The sequence below is a fragment of the Deferribacter thermophilus genome, from assembly GCF_049472675.1.
GTDB classification, from domain to species: domain Bacteria; phylum Chrysiogenota; class Deferribacteres; order Deferribacterales; family Deferribacteraceae; genus Deferribacter; species Deferribacter thermophilus.
Genome location: NZ_JAPNXM010000005.1, coordinates 126388 through 152605, shown reverse-complemented (window position 1 = coordinate 152605; position 26218 = coordinate 126388). Strand labels below are relative to the sequence as shown.

31 protein-coding genes are annotated in these 26218 nt (G+C 30.7%); 2 read left to right on the top strand and 29 right to left on the bottom strand.

From position 1 onward, the window contains the following. Window positions 1-10: 10 nt before the first annotated feature. The 12 genes from OWM07_RS06475 to OWM07_RS06420 are packed head-to-tail and all read right to left on the bottom strand — an operon-like array spanning window position 11 to window position 8391. Window positions 11-292: a cytochrome C oxidase subunit IV family protein gene (locus tag OWM07_RS06475; RefSeq protein ID WP_423302862.1), complete on the bottom strand. Its 282-nt coding sequence runs from the start codon at window positions 290-292 to the stop codon at window positions 11-13. Between the two features lie 12 nt (window positions 293-304). Next, entirely contained in the window at window positions 305-904 is a 600-nt protein-coding gene (locus OWM07_RS06470; RefSeq protein WP_423302861.1) for a cytochrome c oxidase subunit 3 family protein, read from the bottom strand. Further along, entirely contained in the window at window positions 888-2513 is a 1626-nt protein-coding gene (gene ctaD / locus OWM07_RS06465) for a cytochrome c oxidase subunit I (RefSeq protein ID WP_423302860.1), read from the bottom strand. The genes OWM07_RS06470 and ctaD overlap by 17 nt, the downstream gene beginning before the upstream one ends. After that, window positions 2506-3318, bottom strand: coding sequence for an SCO family protein (locus OWM07_RS06460; RefSeq protein ID WP_423302859.1), 813 nt, complete (start codon window positions 3316-3318; stop codon window positions 2506-2508). Before OWM07_RS06460 ends, ctaD begins: the two co-directional genes overlap by 8 nt. Then, window positions 3315-3620 (bottom strand): c-type cytochrome, encoded by a 306-nt coding sequence (locus tag OWM07_RS06455; protein WP_423302858.1) that lies wholly within the window; start codon window positions 3618-3620, stop codon window positions 3315-3317. The genes OWM07_RS06460 and OWM07_RS06455 overlap by 4 nt, the downstream gene beginning before the upstream one ends. Before the next feature lie 15 nt (window positions 3621-3635). Next, a complete protein-coding gene (locus OWM07_RS06450) occupies window positions 3636-4133 on the bottom strand; it encodes a rubrerythrin family protein (protein ID WP_423302857.1) in 498 nt (165 codons plus the stop codon). A 54-nt stretch (window positions 4134-4187) separates the two neighbouring features. Then, a complete protein-coding gene (locus OWM07_RS06445) occupies window positions 4188-4436 on the bottom strand; it encodes a hypothetical protein (RefSeq protein WP_423302856.1) in 249 nt (82 codons plus the stop codon). Beyond that, a complete protein-coding gene (gene larB / locus OWM07_RS06440; RefSeq protein ID WP_423302855.1) occupies window positions 4426-5187 on the bottom strand; it encodes a nickel pincer cofactor biosynthesis protein LarB in 762 nt (253 codons plus the stop codon). The genes OWM07_RS06445 and larB overlap by 11 nt, the downstream gene beginning before the upstream one ends. Beyond that, window positions 5180-5773, bottom strand: a complete 594-nt coding sequence (locus OWM07_RS06435; RefSeq protein WP_423302854.1) for an RlmE family RNA methyltransferase — start codon at window positions 5771-5773, stop codon at window positions 5180-5182. Before OWM07_RS06435 ends, larB begins: the two co-directional genes overlap by 8 nt. 13 nt (window positions 5774-5786) lie before the next feature. After that, window positions 5787-7310: an Rne/Rng family ribonuclease gene (locus OWM07_RS06430; protein WP_423302853.1), complete on the bottom strand. Its 1524-nt coding sequence runs from the start codon at window positions 7308-7310 to the stop codon at window positions 5787-5789. Between the two features lie 14 nt (window positions 7311-7324). Continuing rightward, on the bottom strand, window positions 7325-7906 hold the full coding sequence (locus tag OWM07_RS06425) for a GTP-binding protein (RefSeq protein ID WP_423302852.1): 582 nt from the start codon (window positions 7904-7906) through the stop codon (window positions 7325-7327). Next, on the bottom strand, window positions 7906-8391 hold the full coding sequence (locus tag OWM07_RS06420; protein ID WP_423302851.1) for a roadblock/LC7 domain-containing protein: 486 nt from the start codon (window positions 8389-8391) through the stop codon (window positions 7906-7908). The genes OWM07_RS06425 and OWM07_RS06420 overlap by 1 nt, the downstream gene beginning before the upstream one ends. A gap of 51 nt (window positions 8392-8442) precedes the next feature. Between OWM07_RS06420 and OWM07_RS06415 the strand changes: the two genes are divergently transcribed. Both OWM07_RS06415 and OWM07_RS06410 read left to right on the top strand, forming a co-directional pair. Continuing rightward, window positions 8443-9147: an acyl-[acyl-carrier-protein] thioesterase gene (locus OWM07_RS06415; RefSeq protein WP_423302850.1), complete on the top strand. Its 705-nt coding sequence runs from the start codon at window positions 8443-8445 to the stop codon at window positions 9145-9147. After that, complete coding sequence (locus tag OWM07_RS06410; RefSeq protein ID WP_423302849.1) at window positions 9144-11057, top strand: peptidase associated/transthyretin-like domain-containing protein; 1914 nt, start codon at window positions 9144-9146, stop codon at window positions 11055-11057. Before OWM07_RS06415 ends, OWM07_RS06410 begins: the two co-directional genes overlap by 4 nt. 186 nt (window positions 11058-11243) lie before the next feature. On the opposite strand, the gene OWM07_RS06405 is transcribed toward OWM07_RS06410, so the two are convergent. The 17 genes from OWM07_RS06405 to recA form a co-directional block, all read right to left on the bottom strand. After that, entirely contained in the window at window positions 11244-12551 is a 1308-nt protein-coding gene (locus OWM07_RS06405; protein ID WP_423302848.1) for a TIGR04283 family arsenosugar biosynthesis glycosyltransferase, read from the bottom strand. After that, window positions 12527-14047, bottom strand: coding sequence for a mercuric reductase (locus OWM07_RS06400; protein ID WP_423302847.1), 1521 nt, complete (start codon window positions 14045-14047; stop codon window positions 12527-12529). Before OWM07_RS06400 ends, OWM07_RS06405 begins: the two co-directional genes overlap by 25 nt. Then, a complete protein-coding gene (locus OWM07_RS06395; RefSeq protein ID WP_423302846.1) occupies window positions 14034-14696 on the bottom strand; it encodes a TVP38/TMEM64 family protein in 663 nt (220 codons plus the stop codon). Before OWM07_RS06395 ends, OWM07_RS06400 begins: the two co-directional genes overlap by 14 nt. Next, window positions 14697-16718, bottom strand: coding sequence for a methyltransferase domain-containing protein (locus OWM07_RS06390; protein ID WP_423302845.1), 2022 nt, complete (start codon window positions 16716-16718; stop codon window positions 14697-14699). An 8-nt stretch (window positions 16719-16726) separates the two neighbouring features. Next, complete coding sequence (locus tag OWM07_RS06385) at window positions 16727-17458, bottom strand: DUF547 domain-containing protein (protein ID WP_423302844.1); 732 nt, start codon at window positions 17456-17458, stop codon at window positions 16727-16729. A gap of 37 nt (window positions 17459-17495) precedes the next feature. Further along, window positions 17496-18155, bottom strand: coding sequence for an energy-coupling factor ABC transporter ATP-binding protein (locus OWM07_RS06380; RefSeq protein ID WP_423302843.1), 660 nt, complete (start codon window positions 18153-18155; stop codon window positions 17496-17498). Next, window positions 18152-18805, bottom strand: a complete 654-nt coding sequence (locus OWM07_RS06375) for an energy-coupling factor transporter transmembrane component T family protein (protein WP_423302842.1) — start codon at window positions 18803-18805, stop codon at window positions 18152-18154. Before OWM07_RS06375 ends, OWM07_RS06380 begins: the two co-directional genes overlap by 4 nt. Beyond that, window positions 18802-19296, bottom strand: a complete 495-nt coding sequence (locus OWM07_RS06370) for a hypothetical protein (RefSeq protein WP_423302841.1) — start codon at window positions 19294-19296, stop codon at window positions 18802-18804. The genes OWM07_RS06375 and OWM07_RS06370 overlap by 4 nt, the downstream gene beginning before the upstream one ends. Continuing rightward, window positions 19293-19859 carry a cobalt transporter CbiM gene (cbiM, locus tag OWM07_RS06365; RefSeq protein WP_423302840.1) on the bottom strand — a complete coding sequence of 189 codons (567 nt, stop codon included), beginning with the start codon at window positions 19857-19859 and terminating at the stop codon, window positions 19293-19295. Before cbiM ends, OWM07_RS06370 begins: the two co-directional genes overlap by 4 nt. Window positions 19860-19861: 2 nt before the next feature. Next, the gene (locus OWM07_RS06360; RefSeq protein WP_423302839.1) at window positions 19862-20620 is read right to left on the bottom strand and encodes a DUF4198 domain-containing protein; all 759 of its coding nucleotides are present in this window, start codon (window positions 20618-20620) and stop codon (window positions 19862-19864) included. 189 nt (window positions 20621-20809) lie between these two features. Further along, entirely contained in the window at window positions 20810-21718 is a 909-nt protein-coding gene (gene lpxC, locus OWM07_RS06355) for a UDP-3-O-acyl-N-acetylglucosamine deacetylase (protein ID WP_423302838.1), read from the bottom strand. A gap of 162 nt (window positions 21719-21880) precedes the next feature. Further along, window positions 21881-23212, bottom strand: a complete 1332-nt coding sequence (gene dnaB / locus OWM07_RS06350; protein WP_423302837.1) for a replicative DNA helicase — start codon at window positions 23210-23212, stop codon at window positions 21881-21883. Then, complete coding sequence (rplI, locus tag OWM07_RS06345) at window positions 23199-23645, bottom strand: 50S ribosomal protein L9 (RefSeq protein WP_423302836.1); 447 nt, start codon at window positions 23643-23645, stop codon at window positions 23199-23201. The genes dnaB and rplI overlap by 14 nt, the downstream gene beginning before the upstream one ends. Beyond that, the gene (locus OWM07_RS06340) at window positions 23626-23727 is read right to left on the bottom strand and encodes a hypothetical protein (RefSeq protein WP_423302906.1); all 102 of its coding nucleotides are present in this window, start codon (window positions 23725-23727) and stop codon (window positions 23626-23628) included. The genes rplI and OWM07_RS06340 overlap by 20 nt, the downstream gene beginning before the upstream one ends. Continuing rightward, entirely contained in the window at window positions 23700-24104 is a 405-nt protein-coding gene (locus OWM07_RS06335; protein ID WP_423302835.1) for a regulatory protein RecX, read from the bottom strand. Before OWM07_RS06335 ends, OWM07_RS06340 begins: the two co-directional genes overlap by 28 nt. Next, complete coding sequence (locus tag OWM07_RS06330) at window positions 24088-25206, bottom strand: type IV pilus twitching motility protein PilT (RefSeq protein ID WP_423302834.1); 1119 nt, start codon at window positions 25204-25206, stop codon at window positions 24088-24090. The genes OWM07_RS06335 and OWM07_RS06330 overlap by 17 nt, the downstream gene beginning before the upstream one ends. Beyond that, window positions 25203-26216: a recombinase RecA gene (recA, locus tag OWM07_RS06325; protein ID WP_423302833.1), complete on the bottom strand. Its 1014-nt coding sequence runs from the start codon at window positions 26214-26216 to the stop codon at window positions 25203-25205. The genes OWM07_RS06330 and recA overlap by 4 nt, the downstream gene beginning before the upstream one ends. Window positions 26217-26218: the final 2 nt, after the last annotated feature.

The following is a 26218-nucleotide window of genomic DNA, read 5'->3' as shown; positions in this document are numbered from 1 at the left end:
AACACCTCTTCTATCTGTATGCTACATCAAAAAATGTAAAACCTATAAAGATAGCCAGAATTAAAAATGCTATAAAAACTGAAATTTTAAATAATTTATTTTCATATTTTAAATGCATAAAAAACAAAATTACCAATAATGCTTTAGTTGTAGCTACTGTTAAAGCAGCTATTACATTAAAAAAACCTAAGTCAATTTGTGCAACCAATACTGTAATAGCCGTAAGAATTAAAAGAAAAATCCAAACTAAAGTAAAAACTTTATAACTGACCGTATGCTTTTCTCCTGACATAAATATCTCCTTTTAAACTATTAAGTAAAATAATGGGAATAGATAAATCCATATCAGGTCAACTAAATGCCAATAAAGCCCAGTATTTTCTAAAAAAACAAAATCGTTTTCATTAATTTTTTCTATTTTTAAAAGATACAAAGCATAAATAATTATACATGCACCAACAAAAACATGTAAACCGTGTAAACCAGTCATGACAAAATAAAGTCCATAAAATATTATTTCCCCTTTTGGCCTTTCTAATAGATGAGGAGAATCTGGATAAATTCCATGATGAAATTTGGCACCCCATTCAAAATATTTATTTATAAGAAATACAAAAGCTAGTAATAAAGTAATGAAAAGGAATATTTTTGACTTTTTGCTATCCCCTTTTTGTATGGCAGTAATAGATAAAGCCATAAAGAAACTACTTGTTACCAAAGCCAGTGTGTTACCTGTCCCAAAATAGACATTGAGTTCTTTGCCTGCATGATGAAATTCTATAGGATATTTATGTAGATAAGAGCTGTACAATATAAATAATCCACCAAAAAGCAAAATTTCTGTAAAAAGAAATAACCACATTCCAAATTTAGAGCCAAGGTAATCTTTATGTATATTGCTCATCGTTTTCTACTCCTTTATATTCATAAGGTCCTCTTGTTAATTTTGGTTCACCTATAAAATTTGAAGTAGGTGGTGGTGAAGGAGTTGTCCACTCTAAAGTTGCTGCACCCCAAGGGTTTTTCCCTACTTTTTCACCATGTTTTATACTTCTAAATAGATTATAAAACATCAGAAATAGTCCAAGTGCAACAATCCATGAACCTATTGTGGATATTAAATGTCCAGTGTGATATTGTGGCAGATAGTCATAGTATCTCCTTGGCATACCCATAAGACCCATTATTAGCATAGGGAAATAAAGCAAATTAAATCCAATGAATAAAATGCCCCATGCAATTGTAGCTATTTTTTTATTATACATCCTACCATAAATTTTGGGGAACCAATAGTGCATTGCACCGAAGAATCCAAAGCCTGTTCCACCAAATATTGTGTAATGGAAATGTCCAACTACAAAATAGGTATCGTGTACATGTATATCAGTCCCAGCTGAACCTAAAACTAGTCCTGTTAATCCGCCAATAGAAAATAAAAAGATAAATGATAAAGCAAATAATAAAGGTGGTTCTATCGTTATAGATCCTTTGTAAAGTGTAGCTACCCAATTAAATACTTTAATTGCTGTTGGAATGGCTACTATAAATGTTAAAAAGGAGAATATTAATACAGCTGTATCGCTCATACCACTTGTAAACATGTGATGAGCCCAAACAAGTGAGCCAGCAAAAGCTATTGCTAAGGAAGAAATTGCTATTGCTTTATAGCCGAAAATATGTTTTCTTGCAAAAACGGGGATAATTTCTGTTACAACCCCCATTGCTGGAACCACCATAATATATACAGCAGGATGAGAATAAATCCAAAATAGATGCTGATATAGAATTGGATCACCTCCTTTTGCAGGATCGAACAGGCCAACTCCGAACATCCTTTCAATAAAAATTAATAAAACTGTTATCCCCAATATGGGGGTTGCTAAAACCTGAATCCAGGCTGTAGCATAAAGTGACCACACAAAAAGCGGCATTTTTGTCCATTTCATCCCTGGCATTCTAAGTCTATGCACAGTAGTAATAAAATTTAATCCTGTTAGTATTGATGAAAAACCTAATATGAAAACACCGATTACAGCTACACTAACATTTGTTGTAGTAAATTCGCTAAATGGGACATAAAAAGTCCATCCAGTATCTGGTGCTCCTTCTCCACTGAAAAGTGATATTAATATAAGGATAAGTCCGATTATATAAAGCCACCAAGAAAAAAGATTTAACTTAGGAAAAGCTACATCCTCAGCACCAATTTGTATTGGTAAAAAGAGGTTTCCAAAGGCAGCAGGGATACTTGGAATAACAAAGAGAAAAATCATAATTACGCCATGGACAGTAAAAAGTGCATTATAGGTTTGAGGATCAACTATAGTTTTACCTGGAGCTATAAGCTCCAATCTTATTAGTAGCCCTAAGATTACACCAATTATAAAAAGTGTTAAAGTAGAATACAAATAAAGCAGACCAATTTTCTTATGATCAGTAGAAAAAATCCATCCAAATATCCCTTTGCGTTTACTATCGTATAAAAATGGTATAACTTCTACATTGTTACTCATTTTTCCCTCGTATATTTTTCTTATTTCCTTTTAGAACAAGGATCAAAAACATTAAAGCTATCCCTATTATAATAACAGTTCCTGATACTTTCATTATGTTAAAAACATATTTTTTCCCTTCAGGGTCATAGCTAAAGCAGTATGTAAGAAATCTTTTTACGGAAAGACCTGTTTTCTCTTTATCGGCTTCAGCTAATGCCATAGTTAGATCAAAAGGTAATATCCGTGTACCGTAGATATATCTAACAATTTTACCATTTTTAGATAAAACAATTATAGCTACGCTATGTATAAAATCCCTACCCTGTCTTTTAAATTTGAAACCTATTGCATTCATAAATTTATCAATATTTTTTTTGTCACCGGTCAAAAATTTCCAAGCATCATCAGGAAAATTCTTTAATGAAGCCAAATAGTTAATCTTTTTTTGCTTAGCAATCTCTGGAGTGTCATTTTCGTCAAAGCTTACAGATAGTATTTGGTAGTCTTTACCAGGCTTAAGAGAGATTTTGCTAATTGTTGATGATAAAGTACTTTGCAATATGTTACACACATTTGGACAACTGTAATAGACAGGGGCTATGATTGTTGGTGCGTTTTTAACCAAATCCATTATATTTACTTTATTTCCATTTGAATCGTAAAAGTAAACATCTTTTGGTATATAATCACCTAAATGTTCGACAACACCAACACTTTTATCAGATTGAGTATTCATAGTAATATTATGCTTGTGTGTGGTATTGTCAGAAATGGCTAAAAGAGGGGTAAAGAAAAAAATAAAAAATAGTATTAATCTTTTCATTGTAATTTTGAGATGTATTCAGCTAATTTTTCAATATCCTCCTTAGATAATCTTTTTGCCTGGCTTTCCATCATCCTTTTTTTAGAACCACCATAAGTGCCATTTTTATAACCATTTAATTTTTTGATAATTTCTTCTTTGCTTTGCCCTTTTAGTGGATTTGAAACGCCTAAGGCATGTTTGCTCCCATCTTTTCCGTGACAACCGCTACATTTTGCAAAAAGTTTTTCAGAAGAATATGTGGTAATTGAAAAGAAAAAAGCTGTTAAAAGACAAAAAGTTATAAATACAAACTTTTTCATAATTAACCCCTTTTATTAATCAATTTCTACAAATTTTGATTTATCTGCATTACATATTGGGCATTTTTCTGGTAGTTCTTCTATAGCTATATAACCGCAAAATGGACAGAGATATATTTTATCAGTATCAAGGTCTTTTCCATTTTTAACAGCTTCCAGAGCTTTTTTATAAAGCTCAGCATGGACTTTTTCGGCATCAAGAGCAAATTTAAACATAGTTTTTGCTTTATGATTCTCTTTTACAGCATCTTCATACATTGGTGGATACATCTCGGTAAATTCGTATGTTTCACCCTCTATTGCAGCTTGTAAGTTTTCGGCAGTTGAGCCGATACCTTCCATTGCTTTTAAATGACCAGCAGCATGAATTTTTTCTGCTTCTGCAGTAGTTTTAAAAAGTTTTGCTATATTTTTAAACCCTTCCTGCTCTGCTTTTTTTGCAAAAGCAGTATACTTTTGAAATGCTTGACTTTCCCCTGCAAAAGCTTCTTTTAAATGGTCTAAAGATTTCATGGTTCACCTCCAAATTAAAATCATACTAAATATAAATATATAAGCTGTTTTAATTTAATCAATATTATTATTAACTAATTGAGGAATAAAGCTAAAAATCAAGGTTCCTGCAAAGATACCGTAGATTAATGTGTGTTTTAGGGTGAGATAGTTAATCGATATGAACATAATGGATAAAAAGGTTACAATCTGTCCAAATTTTTTAAGGTTGGTTATTCTGTTTTTTATTCTATGCTCCACTTGAACATAAATAAAGCCACCTAAAATCATCCCTGATATAAAAATTAAAATCTTATCGATCATTTTTATTCTCGATTTGTTGAATTATTCTAAATGCTGCCATGGCAGCGCCAAAGCCGTTATCAATATTTACTACTGTAATTCCGTTTGCACAGCTTGTGAGCATTGCAAGTAGTGGGGTGAATCCTGAAAGTGCAGTTCCATAACCTACTGAAGTTGGGACAGCGATAATTGGTTGAGAAAATATCCCACCAACTACGCTTGGCAAAGCGCCTTCCATACCTGCAATAACTATTAAAACCGAATGTTTTTTAAAATCGTCCATATAGTGTAAGAATCGATGAATACCAGCAACACCAATATCTATATATTTTTTATTTGGGATTCCAAGTGCATTTAAAGTTTCTATTGCTTCATAAGCCACTTTTGAATCGGAAGTCCCAGCTGCAATTACACCTACAGAATTAGAAAATCTTGGTTTTGAACTAGAAAAATTTTTAGCGGTGCCACTTTTTTCACAAATAATTAAATTTGGGAAAGATAATTTTAATTCTTTTAATTTCTGATTGTCTAATCCAGTGCAGAAAAACCTTAATTTTTTCTGCTCATAAAGTGAGATAATATCTTTAATTTGCTCAACAGTTTTATTTCTGCCATAGATTACTTCATCAAAACCTAATCTTTTATTTCTAAAAGTGTCAACATGTATATCATTATGTTTTAAAATGTAATTTTCTTCATAAAGTTTGATAAAATTTTCTAAACTTATTTTGCCAGATTTTAGTTTATCAACTAATTCTAAGATATTATCCATCTTTTTTAAACTCCTGACAGACTACATAAATTTCAAAAGAGTTTTTTCTTGTGGCATCAGGTCTTATTATTTTAACTTTACTAAAAAAGTTTCTCAAATCTTTTATAAAATCCTCTCTATCTTCACCATCAAACAATTTAAAAAGGAAATTCCCACCACTTTTTAATACTTTTTTTGTAAAGTTAAAAACTGTAGTTACAAGCTCTAAACTGTTAACATGATCTGTTAATCTGTTCCCTGTTGTGTTTGGTGCAGCATCTGAAATTACCACATCGTATTCATGACATATCGATTTTGCTTTATCTAATGTTTCATTTTTGAGTAAATCACCTTTTATAAAGTGAAAATTGCTTATATCCAATGGGGGCATATCTAAAATATCAATCCCCACAATAACCCCTTTATTTCCAACAATGGATGAGACAGCCTGTGACCAACCACCAGGTGCACAACCAGCATCCAAAACTTTATCCCCTTTTTTGATTATCTTATACTTATTATTAATTTCTATTATTTTATATGCAGCTCTCGAGCGAAAACCGCTCTGTTTTGCTTTTTTGTAATAACTGTCTTTACGGTTATACATTTAAAAGATCCTCTTAAAATTTTTCAAGAGGTATTACCTCATAGTATTCAGTATGAAAGTTGCTGTTGGCTTTAACTTCTATAGTGATATTGTACATAAGTTCTATTTCGTCGAGAGATTCTTTTTCGTTATTAAGCATATAATCTACAACATCAGAGTGTGCTTCAACAAACACTTTCTTTTTTTCATAATAAGGGGCAATTCGTCTAATCTCTCTTAATATATCATAGCAGATTGTAACCTTTGATTTTATAAAACCTCTCCCTTCACAATAGGGGCAATTTTCGCTTAACGCTTTTGTAATGCTTTCTTTTACTCTTTTTCTAGTTATTTCAAAAAGACCTAATGGAGAAATATTTACAACAGTGACTTTCCCCCTATCTTTTTTAAACTCTTGATTCAATGTTTGTAAAACCTTTTCGATGTGTTCATCCTTTTCCATGTCAATGAAATCAACAATTATTATCCCACCAATGTTGCGTAATCTTAGCTGGTATGCAATCTCTTTGGCTGCTTCAAGATTTGTTTTTAATACAGTTTCTTCAAAGTTTCTTTTACCTACAAATTTCCCTGTGTTAACATCAATGACAGTGAGGGCTTCTGCTTGGTCAATTACAATATAGCCTCCAGATTTAAGCCAAACAACTCTATCAAACATTCTGTTAATTTCAATTTCTATATTATAATAATCGAAAATAGGAATACTGTTTTCATAAAGTTTTATTTCTATGTCTAAATTTGGGAAATACTCCCGTTTAAATGTTTTCAACTTTAGAAAATCAGATTTATTGTCAATAACAATTCTTGAAATGTCATTTGTTACGAGATCTCTCAGGGTTCTGTATAAAAGTTCTAAATCTTTGTAAATTAATTCTGGAGCATGAGATTTATCCATTTTTTCAGATAATTTATTCCAAATCCTAAGTAGATAATCGAGATCAGATTCTAAATCTTTTTTTGATGAACCTTCGCTAACAGTTCGTGCTATTAATCCTATATTTTCTGGTTTTATTTCTGCTAAAATCTCTTTTAGTCTTTCTCTTTCTTCTTCATCTTCAATCTTTCTAGAAACACCAATATGGTTATGGTAAGGCATCAGTACAAGGTATCTACCTGGGATAGTCAAGTGGGTGGTAAGTCTAGCACCCTTTTGCCCTATTGGTTCTTTTGCTACCTGCACAACAATTTCTTGCCCTTCTTGAATAATATCTTCTATAGGGGAATGTTGTTTGCCGTTTAGCTCTTCATTATCATCTTTGTCAGAATGTTCATCATCAAAGTTTTGAACTAATAAATCTTCATTTATGTTTTCAGCTATAAGATCTGCCACATGCAAAAAAGCGGCTTTATCAAGACCAATATCAATGAAAGCGGATTGCATCCCAGGTAAAACTTTAACAACTTTACCTTTATAGATATTACCAGCTACACCTTTTTTATTATGTCTTTCTATGTAGATTTCAGATACTGAGCCATTTTCCAAAATGGCAACTCTGGTTTCGTTTACAGTTGAATTTATAATAAGCTCTTTTGTCATTTATCTTCAGATACTTAGCTTTTTAATTTAAAAATTATTTCTTTTACAATCGCCTTTAGTGTGTCGAAAACACCAACACCTTTAATAGCAATTGCTTCAAAAGAAGGTACATTTCTATAATTTAGCGCTTTTTCTAATTCAGCTACAGGAACAATATTTGGCAAATCCCTTTTATTATATTGTAATACCAGAGGAATAGTATCAAGATCATAGCCATGCTCTTTTAAATTATCTCTGAGATTATCAAAGCTATCCAGGTTGGCATCCATCCTATCTACCTGTGAGTCGGCGACAAAAACGACACCATCAGCACCTTTTAGGATAAGCTTTCTACTAGCATCGTAAAAGATTTGACCAGGGACGGTATAAAGATGAAATCTTAATTTAAAACCTTTGATTGTACCAAGCTTTAATGGCATAAAGTCAAAAAAGAGTGTTCTTTCTACTTCTGTTGCTAAGGAAATCATTTTCCCCCGCATTTTGGGGTCTGTTTTTTGATAGATATATTGCAAATTTGTAGTTTTACCACAAAGACCTGGGCCGTAGTATACGATTTTACAATTTATCTCTTTAGTTGAATAGTTTATAAAAGACATTATTGATCACCCTTAAAAAGTTTTTCTATATCTTCTTCGTTTATATCTTTTAAAATTTCTTCTAAATTGTTTGAACTGTTTTCTTTTATTTTATTAATTATGTTCATTAAAACATTCATTGCCTTTTTAACCCTCAATCTAACTAATCCCAAAGATGTACTTTCATCAAAAATAACAACGAGAATGAATTTTTTATTAATAAGGTTTATATGAATATGCTCATTTTCCCCTTCATGGAAAAGAATAGAAAACTCTTGCTGACCTAAAAGTTTTGCAAGGCCACCAGTTGCAGCAACATTTCCTGCAACCAATGCTCCTAAGGAATCTTTATCATACTGGTCAGTATTTTTACTACTCGAAACAATTTGACCATTTTTATCTAAAAGAAAAACAGCCTTGGAGTTTGATTCCTCTTTTAATTTGTTAAGTTCTTCATCTATTTCATTTTTGATTTCATCGGTTAAATATAAATAAATATTATCCATAATTAATCCCTTTTTATTGCAAAACGATAAATAATTATATATTAATTTAATATGAAATTCAAAATAAATTCAACTATTAATTACGATGATGTTGATTTTAATAATAAAACCTTTCTTAGCACAATAGCCAGATTACAGCAGAAATCTGCAACTTTTCATTCTGATAGTGTTGGTTATACTAATGATTTTTTTATTGAAAATGGGCTAACTTGGGTTTTGCATAAGTTGCATATAAAAATTTTCAAATATCCTGTTTTGTATGACAATTATGATTTTTTTACATGGAGTAAAGGTGCAAAAGGGTATTTTGCTTTTAGAGATTTTAATATGATTGTTAATAATAAAATATATGTTGCTGGTAGTGGTGTATGGTTGTTAATTGATGTTAATAAAAAAAGACCTGTAAGAGTTAGTAAAGAAATGGTTGATAGATATACTACTGAAGCTGTAAGTTCTATTGACACAGATATTTTAAAATTTAAGGTATTTGATAAAGGGGAAAAAGTTTATGAGAAGATTTATAAATTAAGATATAGAGATTTTGATAGGAATAGACATCTCAATAATGCTGTTTATATTGAATTTATCGAGGATATTGTTTTTGAAGTTTTTGATAAGTATATCAAAGAGATCAAGATAATTTATGAGAAGGAAATTCCATCTTCTATTAAAGAAGTGAATGTAATATTAAAAAAAGAGGGAGATTCATTGTTCTTTTTTATAGGAAATTATGCATGTGGTGAATTGTTTGTATGAAAAAAATTGTTGTTTTGTTGATTTTATTATTATTCAAAAACCTTTTTGCTGCTGATCCCTCAGATTATATTAAAGCACTTTTTCCTGATGTTTCTGAGCTTGAAGGTGGAGATAAAAAGTGGATAACCACCGCTTTTGTGAAAGATTATCAATCAGGATGCTTTAATTTTAATAAGAAATATACATATTTTGGTGATAAAGAGGATATTATTTTGGATATTAAAAGGAAAAAAATGTTTGAGGCTGATGTAAATCTTTATTTTTGCAAAAATGCTATTGTTGCTTCTAAAATATTTGATTCTTTAAAAAGTGTAACAAGTGATTTTAAACAAAAAGTGGGTGTAGGGGATAAAGGTGTTATTTTTGCAAATAAAGGGGGGAATGGCTATAATGCAAAGTATACATTACTTTTTCAAAGAAGTAACTTTGTTGTGAAAATATATTCTGATGACGGCTTTGCACTTGTAGATTTTACAGAGTATTTTGAAAAGAGTATCAACGAGTTTATCATAAAAAATCTGGAGTATTATCTGTCAGAAAGTATAAATTTAAAATTTATCAAGTCAGGATATATTACAAAAAGTAAAGCGGTTTTTTTAAAGGATATGTTAAGTAATAATGTTATTATTAAAGGTCAAGTTTTAGATTATCATGATAACCCTATAAAAGATGTTGAAGTTAAAGTGGAGAGTGTTGCTAACACAGTAAAGACAGATGAAAATGGTGATTTTATTATTAATCTAAATCAAGGGAAAAAAGAATCTAAGATCTTGAAGCTTAAAGTATATTTAGAAAAAGAGAAAATTGAAGATAAAAAAGAGAAGTTTTTCTATATTTCATTAAAAAATAACAAATTAGTTGAGAATGTGTTTGTGGATTTTGATAGAAAATTAGTTTTTACCAAAAAAAATGAAAAAGTTGAGACTATATTTGCTGATGATTTTATATTTAATGACGAAAACATTGGATTTTCTCTAAATTGTGGAGAAGGATTATTTGGTGATTGCAGGATAACAGTTTCAGGCAGTGTTAATAAAGATGGTGAAGTTGCAGGTCTTTGGAAAATGAATACGAAAAAAGGTGAAATAGAAGGAGTAGCTTTAAAAAAATTTAAAAATAAGAGTTATAATTTAAAAGAAATTTGTGAGGTTAATAATATAAATGACCCTTCAAATATCCCAATAGAATTTGAGCTTTTGGATAATTCCGATCTGAATTCAGTTTTTATAAATTGCTCGCAGATTAATAATTATTTTTTACATGAGCTAAAGATTTCTTTCCTATATAGTAACCAAAATAGTGTTTCGGTTTACACAATAAATAGAGATGAAAAAGTTTTCAAACTTGGAGATTTTATTGGCAAATTTAAACCTTCTGATGGAAAAATTGAGATTAAAATTAGTAAGAGCAATTTTTCAAATGGAAATTTTTTGTTAGTTTTCTCAAAAAATGAAAGGGAGGTTGATTTGGATAACGCCAAAATTGAAGTGGTTAATTACAATGATGATGTAAATACTCAGATTGCGGATATATATGCTAAGTTTGCAAAGACTGATAGAGATATTGTCAGTTTTAAAAATCAACCTATAAAAGATGGTAAAAAAGATTTACTCATCAAATTAAAAATAAAGAATGTTAGGGGTGAATTATCGGATATAAAAGTTGTTTCTGAAGGGGTTTTGAATATAATTTGGAATTTAAATCCTTCAGATATTTATCCAGTGGTAGCTATTTTTAGAAATGGTAAATATATTAATTCAGAAAGAATTAATATAAATCTTGATGAAAAGGGTGAAAGTTTTGAACTTTACATTGCTGATTCAAATCTAATGGATAAAAACAAAACATATGTTATTTTAAATATAAATAATAGCGAATTTAAAGTGAAGGTGGATAATGGGGCTAAGTGAATATATCGGTCTAATACTTTTTGCAGTGGTTATAATCTTTTTGAGTTTTTCAAAGGGTGGTGGCTGAGGTATCGATGCCTGTAGTATCGAGGATCGATACAAAGAGGATAAAAAATTGAAAAAGGGTAAAAAGAGAAAAAACTAATTTTCAACCTTTGATTATTTTGGATTTTTTTCATTATGTACTTATGGTTTATAGAAAAAAGGGTTCTTGCCAGCCTTATAAGCTTTTTTTAAAAGTTCTAAATTATAACCCATTTTGTATGCTAAAATAATAGATTGATTTATTACTGTTGTCTTTAAAATCCCATTTTGCAACCATCTTCTTCCTGAGGTTTTAATCGCTATATTCAGAGGGTGTATTTTCCCAAATTTTTTAAAATAGGTTACAAAAAGATAATCTTCTAAAATAGGGACTTCTGGGAATCCTCCTATTTTTATAAATAAATCTTTTTTTATAAAGAAAGCTTGATCCCCATAAGGTAATTTGAAAAAATTTGACCTAATGTTTGTTCCAAACTCTATAATTTTCTTAAAATAAAAATTTTCTTTTATTTGAAATTTAAAAAAGCCAAGTGATTTATCGCCGTGTTGCTTAAAAAAATTTCGAACATATATATCCCAGTTGTTTGGTAAAATGGTATCTGCATGCAAAAAAAGTAGAATTGTGCCTGTAGAAATTGAACCCCCTTTGTTCATTTGGATGGCTCTATTTGCTTTTGTTTTTACTATTTTTACATTTTTGTTTTTGAGAAGCTTCAAGGTATTATCTGTACTACCACCATCAGCGATAATGATTTCGATATTAAATCCGTTATTAACATTTTTTATAGTTTCAAGAATATTTTTTTCTTCATTTAGTGTGGGTATAATTACAGAAATTTTTTCAGGGATATCTTCTGGATAATCGATATCTTTTAATTTTGGCAGAAGCTTATAGTTTTTTATTTTATTAACAGTTTGTTTAAATACTTTTTCAGTTCCCCAATCGATGTCTTCAAAAAGTTCTGGTTGATACTTTTTAGTTCCTATAAGGTAGTATCCACCATCATCTGCAGGACCTATGACACAATCTGTTTTATCAAGCAAATCAAAAGCTTTTTGTAAAATATTTGCTCTTAGCTCAATACAATCTATCCCTATTGCTACTATTTTTTTGTAACCAAGTTTGAATCCATAGTGAAATGCTCTTGTTAATCTTTCCCCTAAATTCTCCCCTCTTTGCTCAAGATAATATAAATTTTCCCCAAGCCATTTTTTCATCTCTTTTTCAGTTGCTCCTGTGTAGCAGATTATAAAGGGGCAGTGAACTTTTTTTACCTCTTTTATTACAAATTCAGTCATTTGTTTTTGTAAAATAGCAGCTTTTTCAGCACCTAATGCTGGTATTAATCGGGTTTTTGTTTTTCCTGGAGTTGGATATCTTGTAAAGATAAGTATTAAGTTGTCATTTTGGTTATTTATAGAACTCATCTTCTCTGAAATTTTAGCCACCAACCGATTAATTTTGCAACGAAAGGGGTTAATCTACTTTTGTTGTATAAGCCTGCTACCCTTTTGATAGCCTCTGATTGGGTAGGGTAAGGGTGAATTACATTATTTATCTTACCTAAACCTATATTGTTTACCATAGCAAAAGTTAATTCATTAATCATTTCTCCTGCGTGAGAGGATACAATTGTTGCTCCCAATATTTTGTCTGTATTCTTTTTTACTAACACCTTCACAAATCCTGTGGTTTCGCTTTCAGTTTGTGCTCTATCATTTTCAGAAATATCAAATTTATAGGTAGTTGTTTGATCCCCTTTTTCTGATGCTTCTTCCTCATACATCCCCACATGAGCCACTTCAGGATCAGTGTAAGTGCACCAGGGCATAATGAGAGAGCTTAACCTTTTTTTCCCTTTAAAAAGGGCGTTTTGTACTGCAATTTGTGCTGCCGCATCAGCAGCGTGAGTAAATTTCCATTTCATACAGCAATCGCCAGCAGCATAAATATTTTTATTGCTTGTCTGTAAAAAGTCGTTAACCTTTATTCCAAACCTTTCGTCATACTCTATGCCTGCTGCTTCAAGATTTAAATCTTTTACATTGGGTGCTCTGCCAGCTGCTACTAAAATATAATCAGCAACTATTTCAACAGTTTCATTTTGTCTTTTGACTGTTATTATTTTGTCCTCATTATTTGTTTGTGATACTTTTATAACTTGAGAATGTTCTAAAATATTTATCCCTTCATTTAAAAATACTTTTTTTATTATTTCTGATGCTTCAATATCTTCTCTGGCAAGTAATCTAGAATACTCCACAATTGTTACTTTAGCACCCAATCTTCTAAAAGCTTGAGCCATTTCACAGCCTATTGGCCCTCCGCCAATAATAAGTAGATGTTTTGGAAGTGTGGTTAAATTAAAAATTGTTTCATTGGTTAAATAACCATTTTCTTTCAATCCTGGTATATCAGGAACATAAGCTTTTGCTCCAGTAGCAATTATAGCTTTTTTGAAATTTAAGACTTTGTTATCAACTTCGATTTGGTTTTCATTTAAAAATTTGGCTGTACCCAAAAATACATCAACCCCAAGATCTGTGTATCTTTTAACAGAATCATTTTTGCTGATTTGAGCTCTAATTTTTCTCACTCTTTCCATTACTTTGGGAAAATCGTTTGATGAGATTTCTTTGTTATCAAAGCCATACTTACTTGCATTTTTTAAATAGTGAGCAATTTTAGCTGATTTTAAAATAGCTTTTGAGGGAACGCATCCTACATTTAGACAATCTCCACCCATCAGTTCCTTTTCTATTAAGGCAACCTTACCTCCGAGTGATGCCGTTATGATGGATGAGATAAGCCCAGCTGTTCCAGCACCAATTACCACGAGATTATATTTTTTTGCTGGGGTCGGGTTTTCCCAATTTTCTGGATGTACATTATTTAACAATTTTCGGTTAAATTCGTCTATTGGATATATATCAAACTTGCTCATCTTTTAACCTCTTTCTTGCTTTTTTTACTACGAAAAACAGAATTACAAAAACGACCAGTATAATGAATATTAGTACCCATGGGATTTCACCTTTAGTAATAGCAGTAACGATAGCATCAACTCCTACCACATATAGGACAGTACCTGGCAACATACATAAAAATGACCATAAAACATACACTTTAAATGGGATTTTTGTTAAGCCAAATCCATAATTGAGCAGATTAAAGGGGAAAATTGGCACTAATCTAGTTATTGCAACTATTATTGCACCATGTTTTTCAGTAAGATCGTCTAATTTTTTAAATTTTTCATTTTTTTGAAAGATATTTGAAATTAGATCTCTTGCAAGATATCTGGAAAGTAAGAAACAAATAGATGCACCAAGAGTAGCACCTATTATTACTGTGATTATTCCGATGAAAGAACCAAACATAGCTCCAGCCAAAATGGTTAACGCCGAACCAGGTATTGCCATTACTGTTGCAGCAGCATATACAAAAATGAATATTAATGGGCCTAAACTTCCTTTTGAGGCAATCCACTCTCTAAATTCACCTACTTTTCCACTTAGTCCTAATTTTTTGCCAGCGTATATTAAAGTCAAAATTATTATGATAGCAACAATAGCTTTAACATATTTTTTCATTTAACAACCACAACCATTACTTTCGTTGGTATCCGTTTTTATTGATGGATTTAGGTTAAAAAGACCATAATGTTTTGACCTATCCCCAATTACATTGAAATGTTTTGAATATCTGCTTTTTGTTAAAATAGATGCAGTATTTCCACAAACTCTCACTGGTAAATCTTTTTCAAAAATATGATGGTCATCTAATTCAAAGTAATGTGGTGATTCTGGAATTGCCCCTTTATAGATTGCGATCTGTCCATAGTCCTCACATCTATCTTCTAAGTCGTCTATTTTAAAAACTCTAACTGTTTGAGAATAAAACTCTATTCTCCCCAACTTTCTTTTTATTTCTGGATTAAAAATCTCAATTTTTTTTGAGGAAACAATCCTAACATCTGGATACCCCAATCTTGACACAGCTCGTCTAAAATCTTCAGTATAGAATGCACCAGCCAAACATTCACCAATTAGCACAGGATCATTTTTTAACTCTTCTGGTATCCTTCTGTTAGCAAAAATATCAGAGAAATAAAGTTCTCCACCAGGTTTTAAAACTCTAAAAATCTCTTTTAAAAGTTTTTCTTTATCAAAGGAAAGATTTATTACACAATTTGAAATTATCACATCGACAGAATTGTCAGGAATTCCTAATATATCAAGTTCTTCTATATAACCTTTTATAAATTCAATGTTGCTTTCCTGATAACCGAATTTTCTCATCATAGTATTTAAATATTTTTTAGCAATACCGATTTGTTCATCGGTCATATCAATCCCAATTACTTTACCATTTTCACCAACTAACTTTGAAACTATATAACTATCTCTGCCAGTTCCACAACCCAGATCAATAACTGTGCAGCCACTAATATCTAATGGTATTGGTGAGCCACAACCATAAAACTTATCCAAAATCTCTTCTTCTATTAAAGGAAGGATCTCTTTTATGTGTTCAGGTACAGCTTCAGCAGAACAACAAGCACTGGTTTTTAAATCTTGTTTAGTTTTTAATATTTGACCATAATACTCTTTTATGTTGTTTCTATTTACTTTGGTTGGTGATTCTTTTAGAATATTTTTGGTTGACCTAATTTTTTTATCAAGCAATTCACTACAAGAAATACCGTTTGTAAAACATAAATAACATCTGTGATGTTTGAGAACTACTTTTTTATTAACTGATTCTTGAAGAGTTGTTCCTAAGTTATATCTTTCGTCGTCATCAACCAAGGTACAAGCATAAACATAGGTTTGTCCATTTTTCTTTAAAACCATTCTGCTAAAGGAACACATGATGTTTGATATCTCTTCAGCTGTTTTTACTTTATATAATTCAGTTTTTGAAATTTCAGGTGTTTTTATTTGTTGGTGTGGCTTTTTTAAATCTTCAAAGGGGATAACATCAATAAATTCAGGTAGTTGATACTGCTTGAAAAGTTTTTGGAAATTTTCGTATATATTGGACTGATTATTTTGAAAACTTTGAGTGGCAACAGAAACTTCAAATCCTAAATTAATTAATTTTTTCATAGCTTCAATTGTTAATCTAAATTTGCCTTTTCCTCTAATTTTGTCGTGGATATTTTCATCAAAAGAATCGAGACTTACTCTAAATTTTAATTTGTATGGTTTATTTTTAAACTTTTTTATTTCGTCTAATTTGTTTAGTAAAGGTTCTGTTGCGTTTGTAAGAACAAGACAATCTTTATAATTTAGTGCATAATCAAGAATATTAATAAAATCTTTATTTACAAAAGGCTCTCCACCAGTAAAAGAAAACTGCTTTACACCGATTTCTAATGCTTCTTTAATATAAGGTTTTATATCTTCAAGTGATAGTTGTTCTATTCTGTTACTTTTAGGGGATGAGCCTTCAAAACATACTGGACAATTTAGATTACAGATAGTTCCTGTATGAAACCATAATTCTTTCAAGTTATCTGTTTCAATGTATTCCCTTAAATCCCCGCTTTTCGTAAATTTCCAATCAAAGTCGTTAATATGATACTCATAATCTCTGAGCAATTTTTGCATAAAACCTCCTATTTTTCATTTAAACTCCAGTCATATTTTAGCCATTTTATTTTATAATTAGATATATCAACCCCAGAATATTTTTTTATAAAACCGATTAAATCTTCAAAATCTTCTTTATACCACTTGAAAATGGCAGCAAGATAAGCAAGCTTTTTCTTTTTATCAATAATCAAACCTCTTGGAGAGGATAGATATTGTTTTGTTTGTTCTGATAACTGATTGTCTAACAATTCCCCTTTATATGCTTCATTTCTTAAGGGTGGACACCCCTTTGATGCACAAACCAAAGCAAAATGTATCCTTGGCTCATGAAATTCTTTTCTAATGACTTGATGTTCTAAAAAATCAAGAGATACTTTTTTCCCAAAAAGTGTGATAAATTTTTTCTTCCACGGACTAGAAAATATACCACCGATTTCTTTAATAGATTTAACAGGATAGTTATCAATAATAAGTTTTAATGTAGCAGCATTATAAAGATTAATAAGGAAAGCCAGCTTATCGTTTGCATCCCATTTTTCATACTCTTCTTTTTTTATTCTGTATAAGCGTTTTAAATAATTGTTTAAAATTTGTTGATTAGTTATAAGTAGGTTATAATTAACAAGGCCATCTGATACAACTTTTTTTAATAATTTATCATAAGAATTGTGAATATCTTCATAAGAATAAGCAGGGTTGATTATAAGTAAACTTAAAAGGAAAAAAATTATTGTACAAGTGATATGTTTAGTCATATTAGAATTATAATAAATTATTTTATTTATTCAATAATTAAAGAGATTGTATCTCTTTTAATCCATTGGAAGTTAATTGAAAAATTTTGTCTGTAATTTGCTTTACAAATTCTAAGTTATGAGAAACTATTAAAACAGTTTTATCTAAACTTTTGATGATTTCTCCTATTTTTTCCATACTTTTATTATCTAATCCAGCTGATGGTTCATCTAAAAGTAAAATTTCAGGCTCGCATACCAAAATCCCTGCTAATGCAACAAGCTTTTTTTCTCCACCTGAAAGTTTAAAAGTAACTTTATCTGCTAAATGCTCGATATGTAATGTTTTGATAACATTATCTACCCTTTTTTGTATTGTAGCCTTATCAAAGCCAAGATTAAAAAGTCCAAAGGCGATATCATCTTTAACATTTGGAAAAATTAGTTGGTCATCGGGATTTTGAAAAAGTAATCCTATCTTTTTTCTTACTTTTTCGAACTCTTTTTCAGAAACTATTCTTTCATGAAAAATTTCAATAGATCCACTGTTCGCCTTTTTTAGTCCTGAAATTATTTTTAAAAGAGTTGTTTTACCAGCTCCATTTGGGCCAATAATTGCTATTTTATCTTTATGTTTTAAATGAAGGTTTACATCTTTAAATAGAAAATCACTATTAATTCTATAGCTTATATTAATCAATTTTAATGAGCAGCTCATAGTGGATATAAACCGTAAACAAAAATTGTGATAGTTGCAAGCACAATTATAATGTCTTTATAATTTATATTATTAGGTGTTAGAGTATAGAATCTTCCTTTAAAATATCGCATTGTTAAAGCATCCTGAAGAAGGTTTGCTCTATTTATTGATCTATTTATTAATGCACCAAGAATAAAAGCGAGGGTTTTATAAGAGATTAGGTTTGTTTTCCCATGAAAATAGCGCACTTTTAGTGCTTCATCCAGTTTCTCTTTTTCTTTTAGTAAAATATCGATATATTTATACGAAAAAATAAGGAGGGATTTAATTTTCCATGGCAGTTTTAGTTGAGTTAAATTTTTAAAAATATCATCATTTGTAAGTGAGCTGGTTGTTAATACATTGAAAATTAGTATAAGATTTACCCTATAAAATATCAGCATAGCTGAAAAATAATCTTTATGAAAAATAATTAGAGAAAGGGATATTAATGCTATGAATATATTGAGCTTTATTAATTTCTTAAAAAACTTATAAAAATTTATCTTGTTAAAATATAAAATCGATAACAATAAAATTGGCAGCAAATGTATAAATGAAAAGTTATTAGCAAATGACAGAGTAAATGCATAAAAAATTAGTGCTAGTAGTAAGCAATTAAAGTTCATCGTTTTTTAAAAACCATTAATATTCCAAATAATCCAAAAAGTGTTGCAATGCCAATGTAGATTTTATAAGGCTTTAATGCTTTTTCTATCTCTTTTTTAACAATTTCTTCAACAAATCCTTTTGAAAATGATACTTTTTTAGAGTCAATATTTTTTTGGTTTTGGTTGTTTGAGATATTTTTATCATTTATTTCTTCATTAGATAATAAAAATTCCCCTTTATGCCCTAAACTTTCATTTGAAACTATTTTAAGAGGCAACCCCCAACTATTTTCTGTAATTAATTCCCCATTTTTATCAGTTATACTTTGAAAAACAACTTTTTCATCTTTATAAATAGAAATAGTGCAGTTTTTACAAGGGTTTCCATCAACAAAATAAGAAGAGATAACTATTTTTCCATCTTCAAGATAGGCAAAAACATTTAATTTGTGTGCATAACTAATATGAGAAAACAGCAAAAACAACACTAGTAAATAAACTTTTTTCATTTTACGTTTACTCCAATTTTTTGCAAGTAGTTTAAGGTAAACATTGTGATGATACCTTCGATTAACATTATAGGTAAATATGCAATAAAGGATAAGATCGCTATTTCAAAAAAGTTTTTCCCACTAAGAGAAAGTGAGATTGCAAGTAATAATGAGGACACAAACACAGATAAAAATCCAGATAGAAAACCAGTAAAATTATTACCTCTATAAATTAGATAGGCAATTAGGGCTCCAGAAAACATGATTAATGTGTTTATCCCAAGAGTAGTTAACCCTCCATAACCAAAAAGGATAAATTGTAATAAAAGCGCAACAAGTATAGCTAATGAAGAGTGTAAGCCTAATAGTATCCCTAATAATCCGTTCAAAATAAGATGAACTGAGGTGGGACCAAGGGGTATATGTATAAAGGATGCTATAAAAAAGATAGTTGAAAGCAAGGCTGTTTTTGGTATTTCTTTATAGGTTATTTTAATTAAAGAGATTGCTATAGGAAAAGCTGCTATAATATCTGAGCTAATAACAATTGTTTTACTTAAAACTCCATCTGCAATATGCATATTTACTCACTTTTTGCTTTATAAACTTTTAGCCAATAAACTGCTCCAAGTTCCACTGGGTATTTTTTCCCATCTTTTTCAATGGGTTTATCCCCTTCTAATAGAGCTGAGAACCCCCACCACCCTGCAAATGGGAATGAATATGTAAATACACCATTTTTATCAGCTTTTATTACCTGTGTGATAAAAGGATCACTTATAGCTTTTATCCCTTTGTCATTATATAATTCCACTTCAATTTCAGCATCTGGTACTGGCTTGCCATCTTTTAAAACAACTCCTCGAAAGCAATTTCCTACCCATAAACCGTAAGGTCTTGTAAGAGGCACAATTTCTGCTTTTAATCCCACAGGTTTATCCCACCCTTTTTGTAAGCCAAAAGCGTTTACAGTTACTTTGGTTATATGCTGAATAAATTTTTCTTCTGCAGGCTCAAAATAAGGTTTTGGTATAACATAGAAAATGTAATCGCCAGGCCTTTTGAATCTAAAATTTGTTTTCCATGCATTAAAATTTTCTATTTTATAGTTTGTTAGGTTTTTTAACAAAGAATACTTTTTCCCATTTAAAAAAAATCCGGCATCAATAGGTTTTTCCATATTCATATAGTTTTGTTCAAATGGGTGCATAAAAATGTATTTTATTAATAAGTTATATTCTTTAATATTTGTAATGGTATCGTTCTCTGGTAAAATTAACTGAAAATGTGCATAAGCATTTATTGAAACAAAAGCGAGTATTGTGAAAAAGACCTTTTTCATAATTCCCCCTTTTTTTGTGGTGTTACTATTGAAGATAACAGTAACACTATTTATCGGTTAAGTCAAGATTTTCTATAAAGTAATAAATAGATAACTAAATCAAAAGAATTTAAAAAATTACATGAATAGTTTTGATAAAAAGTTTAGTTGTAAGTTAGAGAGAAGTGGGGCCGATTGCCCCAAGATAAATTATGTCCCCTGTGGTTCTAAAACTAATGTCTTATAAGGTGTGTAATTATAATCTTCACCCAATTCTACTATTTTGTAACAGTTTTTAGCTTCTAAAAGAGCTTTAGCAAATTGGTTGTTTAATTCGTGTCCAGATTTGTAAGCTCTTATATGTCCATAAAATCTGTACCCCAGCAGTGATATATCTCCTATTAAATCAAGGATTTTGTGTCTTACAAACTCATCATCATATCTTAGTCCATCTTCATTTAAAATCTTATCTTTATCTATTACGATAGCGTTTTCAAGAGATCCGCCTCTTGCAAGCCCCATTTTCCAGAGCATTTCTACTTCGTCTCTAAAGCCAAAAGTCCTCGCTTTGGCAATTTCTTTAGCATAACTTTCTGGAGTCAGATTTATAAACTTTTTTTGTTCGTTTATAATTTTATTATCAAATTGGATGTTAAAGGTTACTTTGAAAAATCTAGATGGTATGAGCTCTATCCATTTGTCACCTTTTTCAATCCTTATCCTTTTGGTAAACTTTAGATATTTTCTTTTCTTTTTAAGTTGTTTAATCCCAACTTTTAGAAATTGTTCCACATAAGCTGAAGCACTACCATCTAAAATAGGTAATTCTTCACCAAAAACATCAATATGTAAATTATCTATACCTAAGCCGTATGCAGCAGATAATATATGCTCAACTGTGGAAATCTTATAAGAACCACAATTTACAGTCGTAGCCAAAACTGTTGATGTTACATTATAAGGGGAAAGCTTCACAATTTCAGAACCAGGTATATCTGCTCTTTTTATAGTAATACCATTATCTGGTAATGCAGGATAAACTACTGCTTTTACAAATTTACCTGAATGAAGCCCTTTTCCACTAAAAATCAACTTATCTTTTATAGTTGTTTGAAACATTGTATATTAACCTCCAAAAACCCAATAAAATATAGCAATATTAATGCCATTGTCAAACTAAAAAATAAGTATCGTAACTGACTATTAATAAATAATTTATCTTTGACTAACTCTAGAGTGTAAAGAAAATTGAACATTTTATTATATGAGGTGTATAAAAAATTATACATTTCTAAGTTCTGCATTTTCAAAGCGTGTATATTCTTTTAGAAACGCTAGATAAATACTACCTGTAGGACCATTTCTGTGTTTTGCAATAATGACTTCACATAGCCCCTGATATTTACTATCTTTATGATAAACTTCATCTCGATATAAAAATATTATTAGGTCTGCATCCTGTTCAATTGCTCCAGATTCTCTCAAGTCTGAAGGCTGAGGTCTTTTGTCACTTCTATTTTCTACGCTTCTATTAAGCTGTGATAAAGCTATAACAGGTATATCAAGCTCTTTTGCTAAAGATTTTAGAGATCTAGAGATTTCTGAAATCTGCTGTTCTCTTGATTCTGAGTTACCACCGGACATAAGCTGTAAATAGTCAACAATAATCATATCAAGTCCATGTTCTTTTTTTAATCTACGGCATTTTGCTCTAAGTTCCATAACGGAAATACCTGGGGTATCATCTATAAACAGCTTTAAATCGTTTAACTCTCCACCAACTGAGGCTAACCTGTTCCACTCTTCCATATTCAATCTACCACTTCTAAGTTTTGAAAACTCTATTTTAGATTCTGTAGCGAGCAACCTTTGGACAAGCTGGTTTGAAGACATTTCAAGTGAAAATATAGCAACAGACTTATCAAACTTGTATGCAGCATTTAATGCTATATTTAGAGCAAATGCAGTTTTACCCATTCCAGGTCTTCCTGCAACAATTATTAGATCAGAATCTTGAAAGCCATTTGTTAACCTATCAAGATCTGTGTAACCAGAAGGGATCCCTGTAATATCCGCTTTTTTTTCGTAAAGTTTTTGTAAGATTTCAAAATTTTCTGAGATAAGCTCAGAAATTGATTTGATATCACCTTTTAGTTTATATTCAGCAAGTTTAAAAATCTCTTTTTCTGTTTCATCGAGAAACTCGGTAATATCACCAGTATAATCATAAGCTTTACTGCTTATTTTGCTACTAACTTCAATGAGATTTCTAAGTAGTGCTTTGTCTTTAACAATGTTAGCATAATAACTAACATTTGCAGAGTTAGGAATTATATCGGTTAAGGAGCTTATATATTCGATGCCACCAGCAGATTCGAGCCTATTTTCATCTGTTAATCTTGATATTAGAGTGACTATATCTAACGGTTTGTTTTCTTGTGCTAATTTCATAAGCGTTGAAAAAATTATTTTATGTGATGGGTGATAAAAATCATCAGGCTGTAGTATATGTATAACTTTATCTAACGCTTTTTCATCTATGAGTATTGATGCTAAAACCCCTTGTTCTGCCTCTAAATTGTGAGGTGGGGTTCGTAGATTAGTTTTCTGCATTTATAACAACCTTAAATTCACCTTTTATCTCTTTGTATAAATTAACTTTTATAGTGTATTCACCTACCTGTTTTATAGGTTCACTTAAATCTATCTGTTTTTTATCGATATTAACCCCTTTTTTCTTTAGCTCTTCTTCTAATTCTGCAGCAGTTACAGCACCAAAAAGCTTACCGTTTTCACCAGCTTTTTTTGAAAGTGTAAGAGTAACACTTTTTAATTTTTTTGCGGTATTTTCAGCATCTTGTTGTTTTTGAAGTTCTGCTTCTTGCATCCTTAGTTTTTTCTCTTCTAATTTTTTTATGTTAGCTGGAGTTGCTTCTACGGCTAAATTCTTTTTAAGTAAAAAATTCCTAGCATATCCATCTGATACATTTTTTATCTCTCCAGCTTTTGCTACCCCTTTTACATCTTTAAGAAAAATTACTTTCATCAATTACCTCCATAATAACTTTATTGGCAAGATCGTATTCATACCCCTTTCTAATTAAAAATTCAAAAACTTTTTTTTTAATTTTGGGTATGGTTCTTTTTTGTAAATTGATAATCTTTTTGCCACAAGCTCTTTGGCATTTTGCTCAATTGATATATTTTCTTTGTTTGCTATTTCGTTAATTTCGCTTATTTCTACCTCAATCCCTTTTTGGTTTAATTTTTGTTTTATAAGATAAGGGCCTTCTTTGTTTAATAATTTATTGATTATAAAACGAGATTTATATCTTTTATCATTAATAAAGTTTAAATTTTTAAATTTTGTTATTAAACTGGTTATTTCTTCATTTGATAGATTAAATTTTAATTTTAGTTTTTGAGTTAACTCAAATTCAGTATAATCTTTCCTATTTAATATATTTAAAATATAATTTTCAGGTGATTCACTCATTTTTTTCATCTGAATTGTCCCAATCTAAACCGGTATCGCCTGTAAACCCTTTGACCTTTAATTTGAAATCATCAGGTCTTTTTGCTCTCCTTATTGCTTCATCAAATGTAATCAGACCCTTCGTATATAAATCAAATAGTGATTGATCAAAAGATTGTGAGCCATAAACATCTCTACCTTTTTCAATATAATCATTAATAAGGTGAGTTTTTTCTTTATCTATAATACATTCTCTAATAGTCGGGGTATTTATCATAATTTCCACTGCAGGAACCCTCCCCTTTCCATCGGCTCTAGGTATTAGCCTCATCGATATTACAGCCTTTAAAATAGAAGCTAGTTGCATCCTGATTTGTCTTTGATGATATGGCGGGAATACAGAAATAATTCTGTTTACAGTTTCTGGAGCATCAATTGTATGAAGTGTTGACATTACCAAATGACCTGTTTCAGCTGCCAATATAGAAGTTTCAATTGTTTCTAAGTCCCTCATTTCACCCACTAATATTACATCTGGATCTTGTCTCAAAGAACGCTTTAAGGCTTCATAAAAAGAGTTAGTGTCTGTGCCCACTTCCCTTTGAGAGATAATAGCTTTAACATCTTTGTGTAAAAATTCTATAGGATCTTCAATAGTAATAATATTTACGCTTTTATTTTCATTTATATGTTTAATCATTGATGCTAAAGTAGTAGATTTACCACTTCCTGTAGTCCCTGTTACTAATATTAACCCTCTATCTTCTAATGCTATCTTTTTTATAACTTCAGGAAGGTTCAGTTTATCAATATCTGGTATTTCCATAGGGATTGATCTCATTACAATACATACAGAACCCCTTTGTACATAAGCATTTACCCTAAATCTTCCAAGCCCTTTAGCACTGTAAGAAAAGTCCGCTTCTCTTGTCTCTTTAAATTTTGCTTTAATCTGATTTGGCATTATTGCTGCAATTGTTTGGAGTGTGTCATCAGGAGTTAATTTTTCAAATTCTGGTTGAGGCATTAACTCACCGTCAATTCTAAAAACAGGTGGTTTCCCAGGTTTAAAATGGATATCGGAAGCTTTTTTAATTATAGCTTTTTTTAAAACTTCATTTAATGGTATCATGACTCACTCTCTTCATTATTTTCTAATAAACCATATTTTGCTTTGATTTTATTTTCAATTTCTATTGCGATATCTGGGTTTTCTTTCAAGTATGCTCTTGCATTTTCTTTCCCTTGTCCTAATCTAATATCACTATAGCTAAACCATGCTCCAGCTTTATTAATTAGCCCTTCTTTAATCCCCATATCTATTAAAACCCCTTCTTTAGATATCCCTTCACCGAAAAGTATATCAAATTCTGCTTGTTTGAAAGGGGGGGCTACTTTATTTTTAACTACCTTGCAGACAACCTGGTTGCCAACAACTTGATCTTTATCTTTTAATGATGTGGTTCTTCTAACTTCAATCCTTATAGTTGCATAAAATTTTAGAGCATTGCCACCAGTGGTAGTTTCTGGATTTCCAAACATTACACCTATTTTTTGCCTTGTTTGATTGATAAATATTAAAGCGGTTTTAGATTTATTAACAATTGCTGTGAGTTTTCTGAGTGCTTGGCTCATGAGTCTTGCCTGTAGCCCCATATGGGCATCACCCATGTCCCCTTCTATTTCTGCTTTTGGAGTAAGTGCAGCCACAGAGTCTATTACTACTACATCTACTGCACCACTACGAACAAGGGTTTCTGCAATCTCTAATGCAGCTTCACCACTATCTGGCTGGCTTATTAAAAGCTCATCTGTATTAACACCTATTTTTTCAGCATAGACTGGGTCTAAAGCATGCTCTGCATCAATAAAAGCTGCTACACCACCCATTTTTTGTGCTTCTGCTATTACATGTAGAGCAATTGTTGTTTTACCACTAGATTCGCTTCCGTATATTTCCGTAATTCTGCCTCTTGGGATACCCCCTACCCCAAGTGCTAAATCTAAAGAGAGCGCGCCAGTTGGTATTACGGGTGGTTTTTCAATAGCTTTATCACCAAGGCGCATTACTGCACCTTTACCAAAATCTCTCTCGATTTTACTCATAGCAAGTTCTAAGGCTTTTCTTTTGTTTTCATCCATAA

What these genes read in the sequence shown, in the direction of transcription:
- OWM07_RS06475 (WP_423302862.1), bottom strand. Translation starts at nt 292, where the DNA reads ATGTCAGGAGAAAAGCATACGGTCAGTTATAAAGTTTTTACTTTAGTT.
- OWM07_RS06470 (WP_423302861.1), bottom strand. Translation starts at nt 904, where the DNA reads ATGAGCAATATACATAAAGATTACCTTGGCTCTAAATTTGGAATGTGG.
- ctaD (WP_423302860.1), bottom strand. Translation starts at nt 2,513, where the DNA reads ATGAGTAACAATGTAGAAGTTATACCATTTTTATACGATAGTAAACGC.
- OWM07_RS06460 (WP_423302859.1), bottom strand. Translation starts at nt 3,318, where the DNA reads ATGAAAAGATTAATACTATTTTTTATTTTTTTCTTTACCCCTCTTTTA.
- OWM07_RS06455 (WP_423302858.1), bottom strand. Translation starts at nt 3,620, where the DNA reads ATGAAAAAGTTTGTATTTATAACTTTTTGTCTTTTAACAGCTTTTTTC.
- OWM07_RS06450 (WP_423302857.1), bottom strand. Translation starts at nt 4,133, where the DNA reads ATGAAATCTTTAGACCATTTAAAAGAAGCTTTTGCAGGGGAAAGTCAA.
- OWM07_RS06445 (WP_423302856.1), bottom strand. Translation starts at nt 4,436, where the DNA reads ATGATCGATAAGATTTTAATTTTTATATCAGGGATGATTTTAGGTGGC.
- larB (WP_423302855.1), bottom strand. Translation starts at nt 5,187, where the DNA reads ATGGATAATATCTTAGAATTAGTTGATAAACTAAAATCTGGCAAAATA.
- OWM07_RS06435 (WP_423302854.1), bottom strand. Translation starts at nt 5,773, where the DNA reads ATGTATAACCGTAAAGACAGTTATTACAAAAAAGCAAAACAGAGCGGT.
- OWM07_RS06430 (WP_423302853.1), bottom strand. Translation starts at nt 7,310, where the DNA reads ATGACAAAAGAGCTTATTATAAATTCAACTGTAAACGAAACCAGAGTT.
- OWM07_RS06425 (WP_423302852.1), bottom strand. Translation starts at nt 7,906, where the DNA reads ATGTCTTTTATAAACTATTCAACTAAAGAGATAAATTGTAAAATCGTA.
- OWM07_RS06420 (WP_423302851.1), bottom strand. Translation starts at nt 8,391, where the DNA reads ATGGATAATATTTATTTATATTTAACCGATGAAATCAAAAATGAAATA.
- OWM07_RS06415 (WP_423302850.1), top strand. Translation starts at nt 8,443, where the DNA reads ATGAAATTCAAAATAAATTCAACTATTAATTACGATGATGTTGATTTT.
- OWM07_RS06410 (WP_423302849.1), top strand. Translation starts at nt 9,144, where the DNA reads ATGAAAAAAATTGTTGTTTTGTTGATTTTATTATTATTCAAAAACCTT.
- OWM07_RS06400 (WP_423302847.1), bottom strand. Translation starts at nt 14,047, where the DNA reads ATGAGCAAGTTTGATATATATCCAATAGACGAATTTAACCGAAAATTG.
- OWM07_RS06395 (WP_423302846.1), bottom strand. Translation starts at nt 14,696, where the DNA reads ATGAAAAAATATGTTAAAGCTATTGTTGCTATCATAATAATTTTGACT.
- OWM07_RS06390 (WP_423302845.1), bottom strand. Translation starts at nt 16,718, where the DNA reads ATGCAAAAATTGCTCAGAGATTATGAGTATCATATTAACGACTTTGAT.
- OWM07_RS06385 (WP_423302844.1), bottom strand. Translation starts at nt 17,458, where the DNA reads ATGACTAAACATATCACTTGTACAATAATTTTTTTCCTTTTAAGTTTA.
- OWM07_RS06380 (WP_423302843.1), bottom strand. Translation starts at nt 18,155, where the DNA reads ATGAGCTGCTCATTAAAATTGATTAATATAAGCTATAGAATTAATAGT.
- OWM07_RS06375 (WP_423302842.1), bottom strand. Translation starts at nt 18,805, where the DNA reads ATGAACTTTAATTGCTTACTACTAGCACTAATTTTTTATGCATTTACT.
- OWM07_RS06370 (WP_423302841.1), bottom strand. Translation starts at nt 19,296, where the DNA reads ATGAAAAAAGTTTATTTACTAGTGTTGTTTTTGCTGTTTTCTCATATT.
- cbiM (WP_423302840.1), bottom strand. Translation starts at nt 19,859, where the DNA reads ATGCATATTGCAGATGGAGTTTTAAGTAAAACAATTGTTATTAGCTCA.
- OWM07_RS06360 (WP_423302839.1), bottom strand. Translation starts at nt 20,620, where the DNA reads ATGAAAAAGGTCTTTTTCACAATACTCGCTTTTGTTTCAATAAATGCT.
- lpxC (WP_423302838.1), bottom strand. Translation starts at nt 21,718, where the DNA reads ATGTTTCAAACAACTATAAAAGATAAGTTGATTTTTAGTGGAAAAGGG.
- dnaB (WP_423302837.1), bottom strand. Translation starts at nt 23,212, where the DNA reads ATGCAGAAAACTAATCTACGAACCCCACCTCACAATTTAGAGGCAGAA.
- rplI (WP_423302836.1), bottom strand. Translation starts at nt 23,645, where the DNA reads ATGAAAGTAATTTTTCTTAAAGATGTAAAAGGGGTAGCAAAAGCTGGA.
- OWM07_RS06335 (WP_423302835.1), bottom strand. Translation starts at nt 24,104, where the DNA reads ATGAAAAAAATGAGTGAATCACCTGAAAATTATATTTTAAATATATTA.
- OWM07_RS06330 (WP_423302834.1), bottom strand. Translation starts at nt 25,206, where the DNA reads ATGATACCATTAAATGAAGTTTTAAAAAAAGCTATAATTAAAAAAGCT.
- recA (WP_423302833.1), bottom strand. Translation starts at nt 26,216, where the DNA reads ATGGATGAAAACAAAAGAAAAGCCTTAGAACTTGCTATGAGTAAAATC.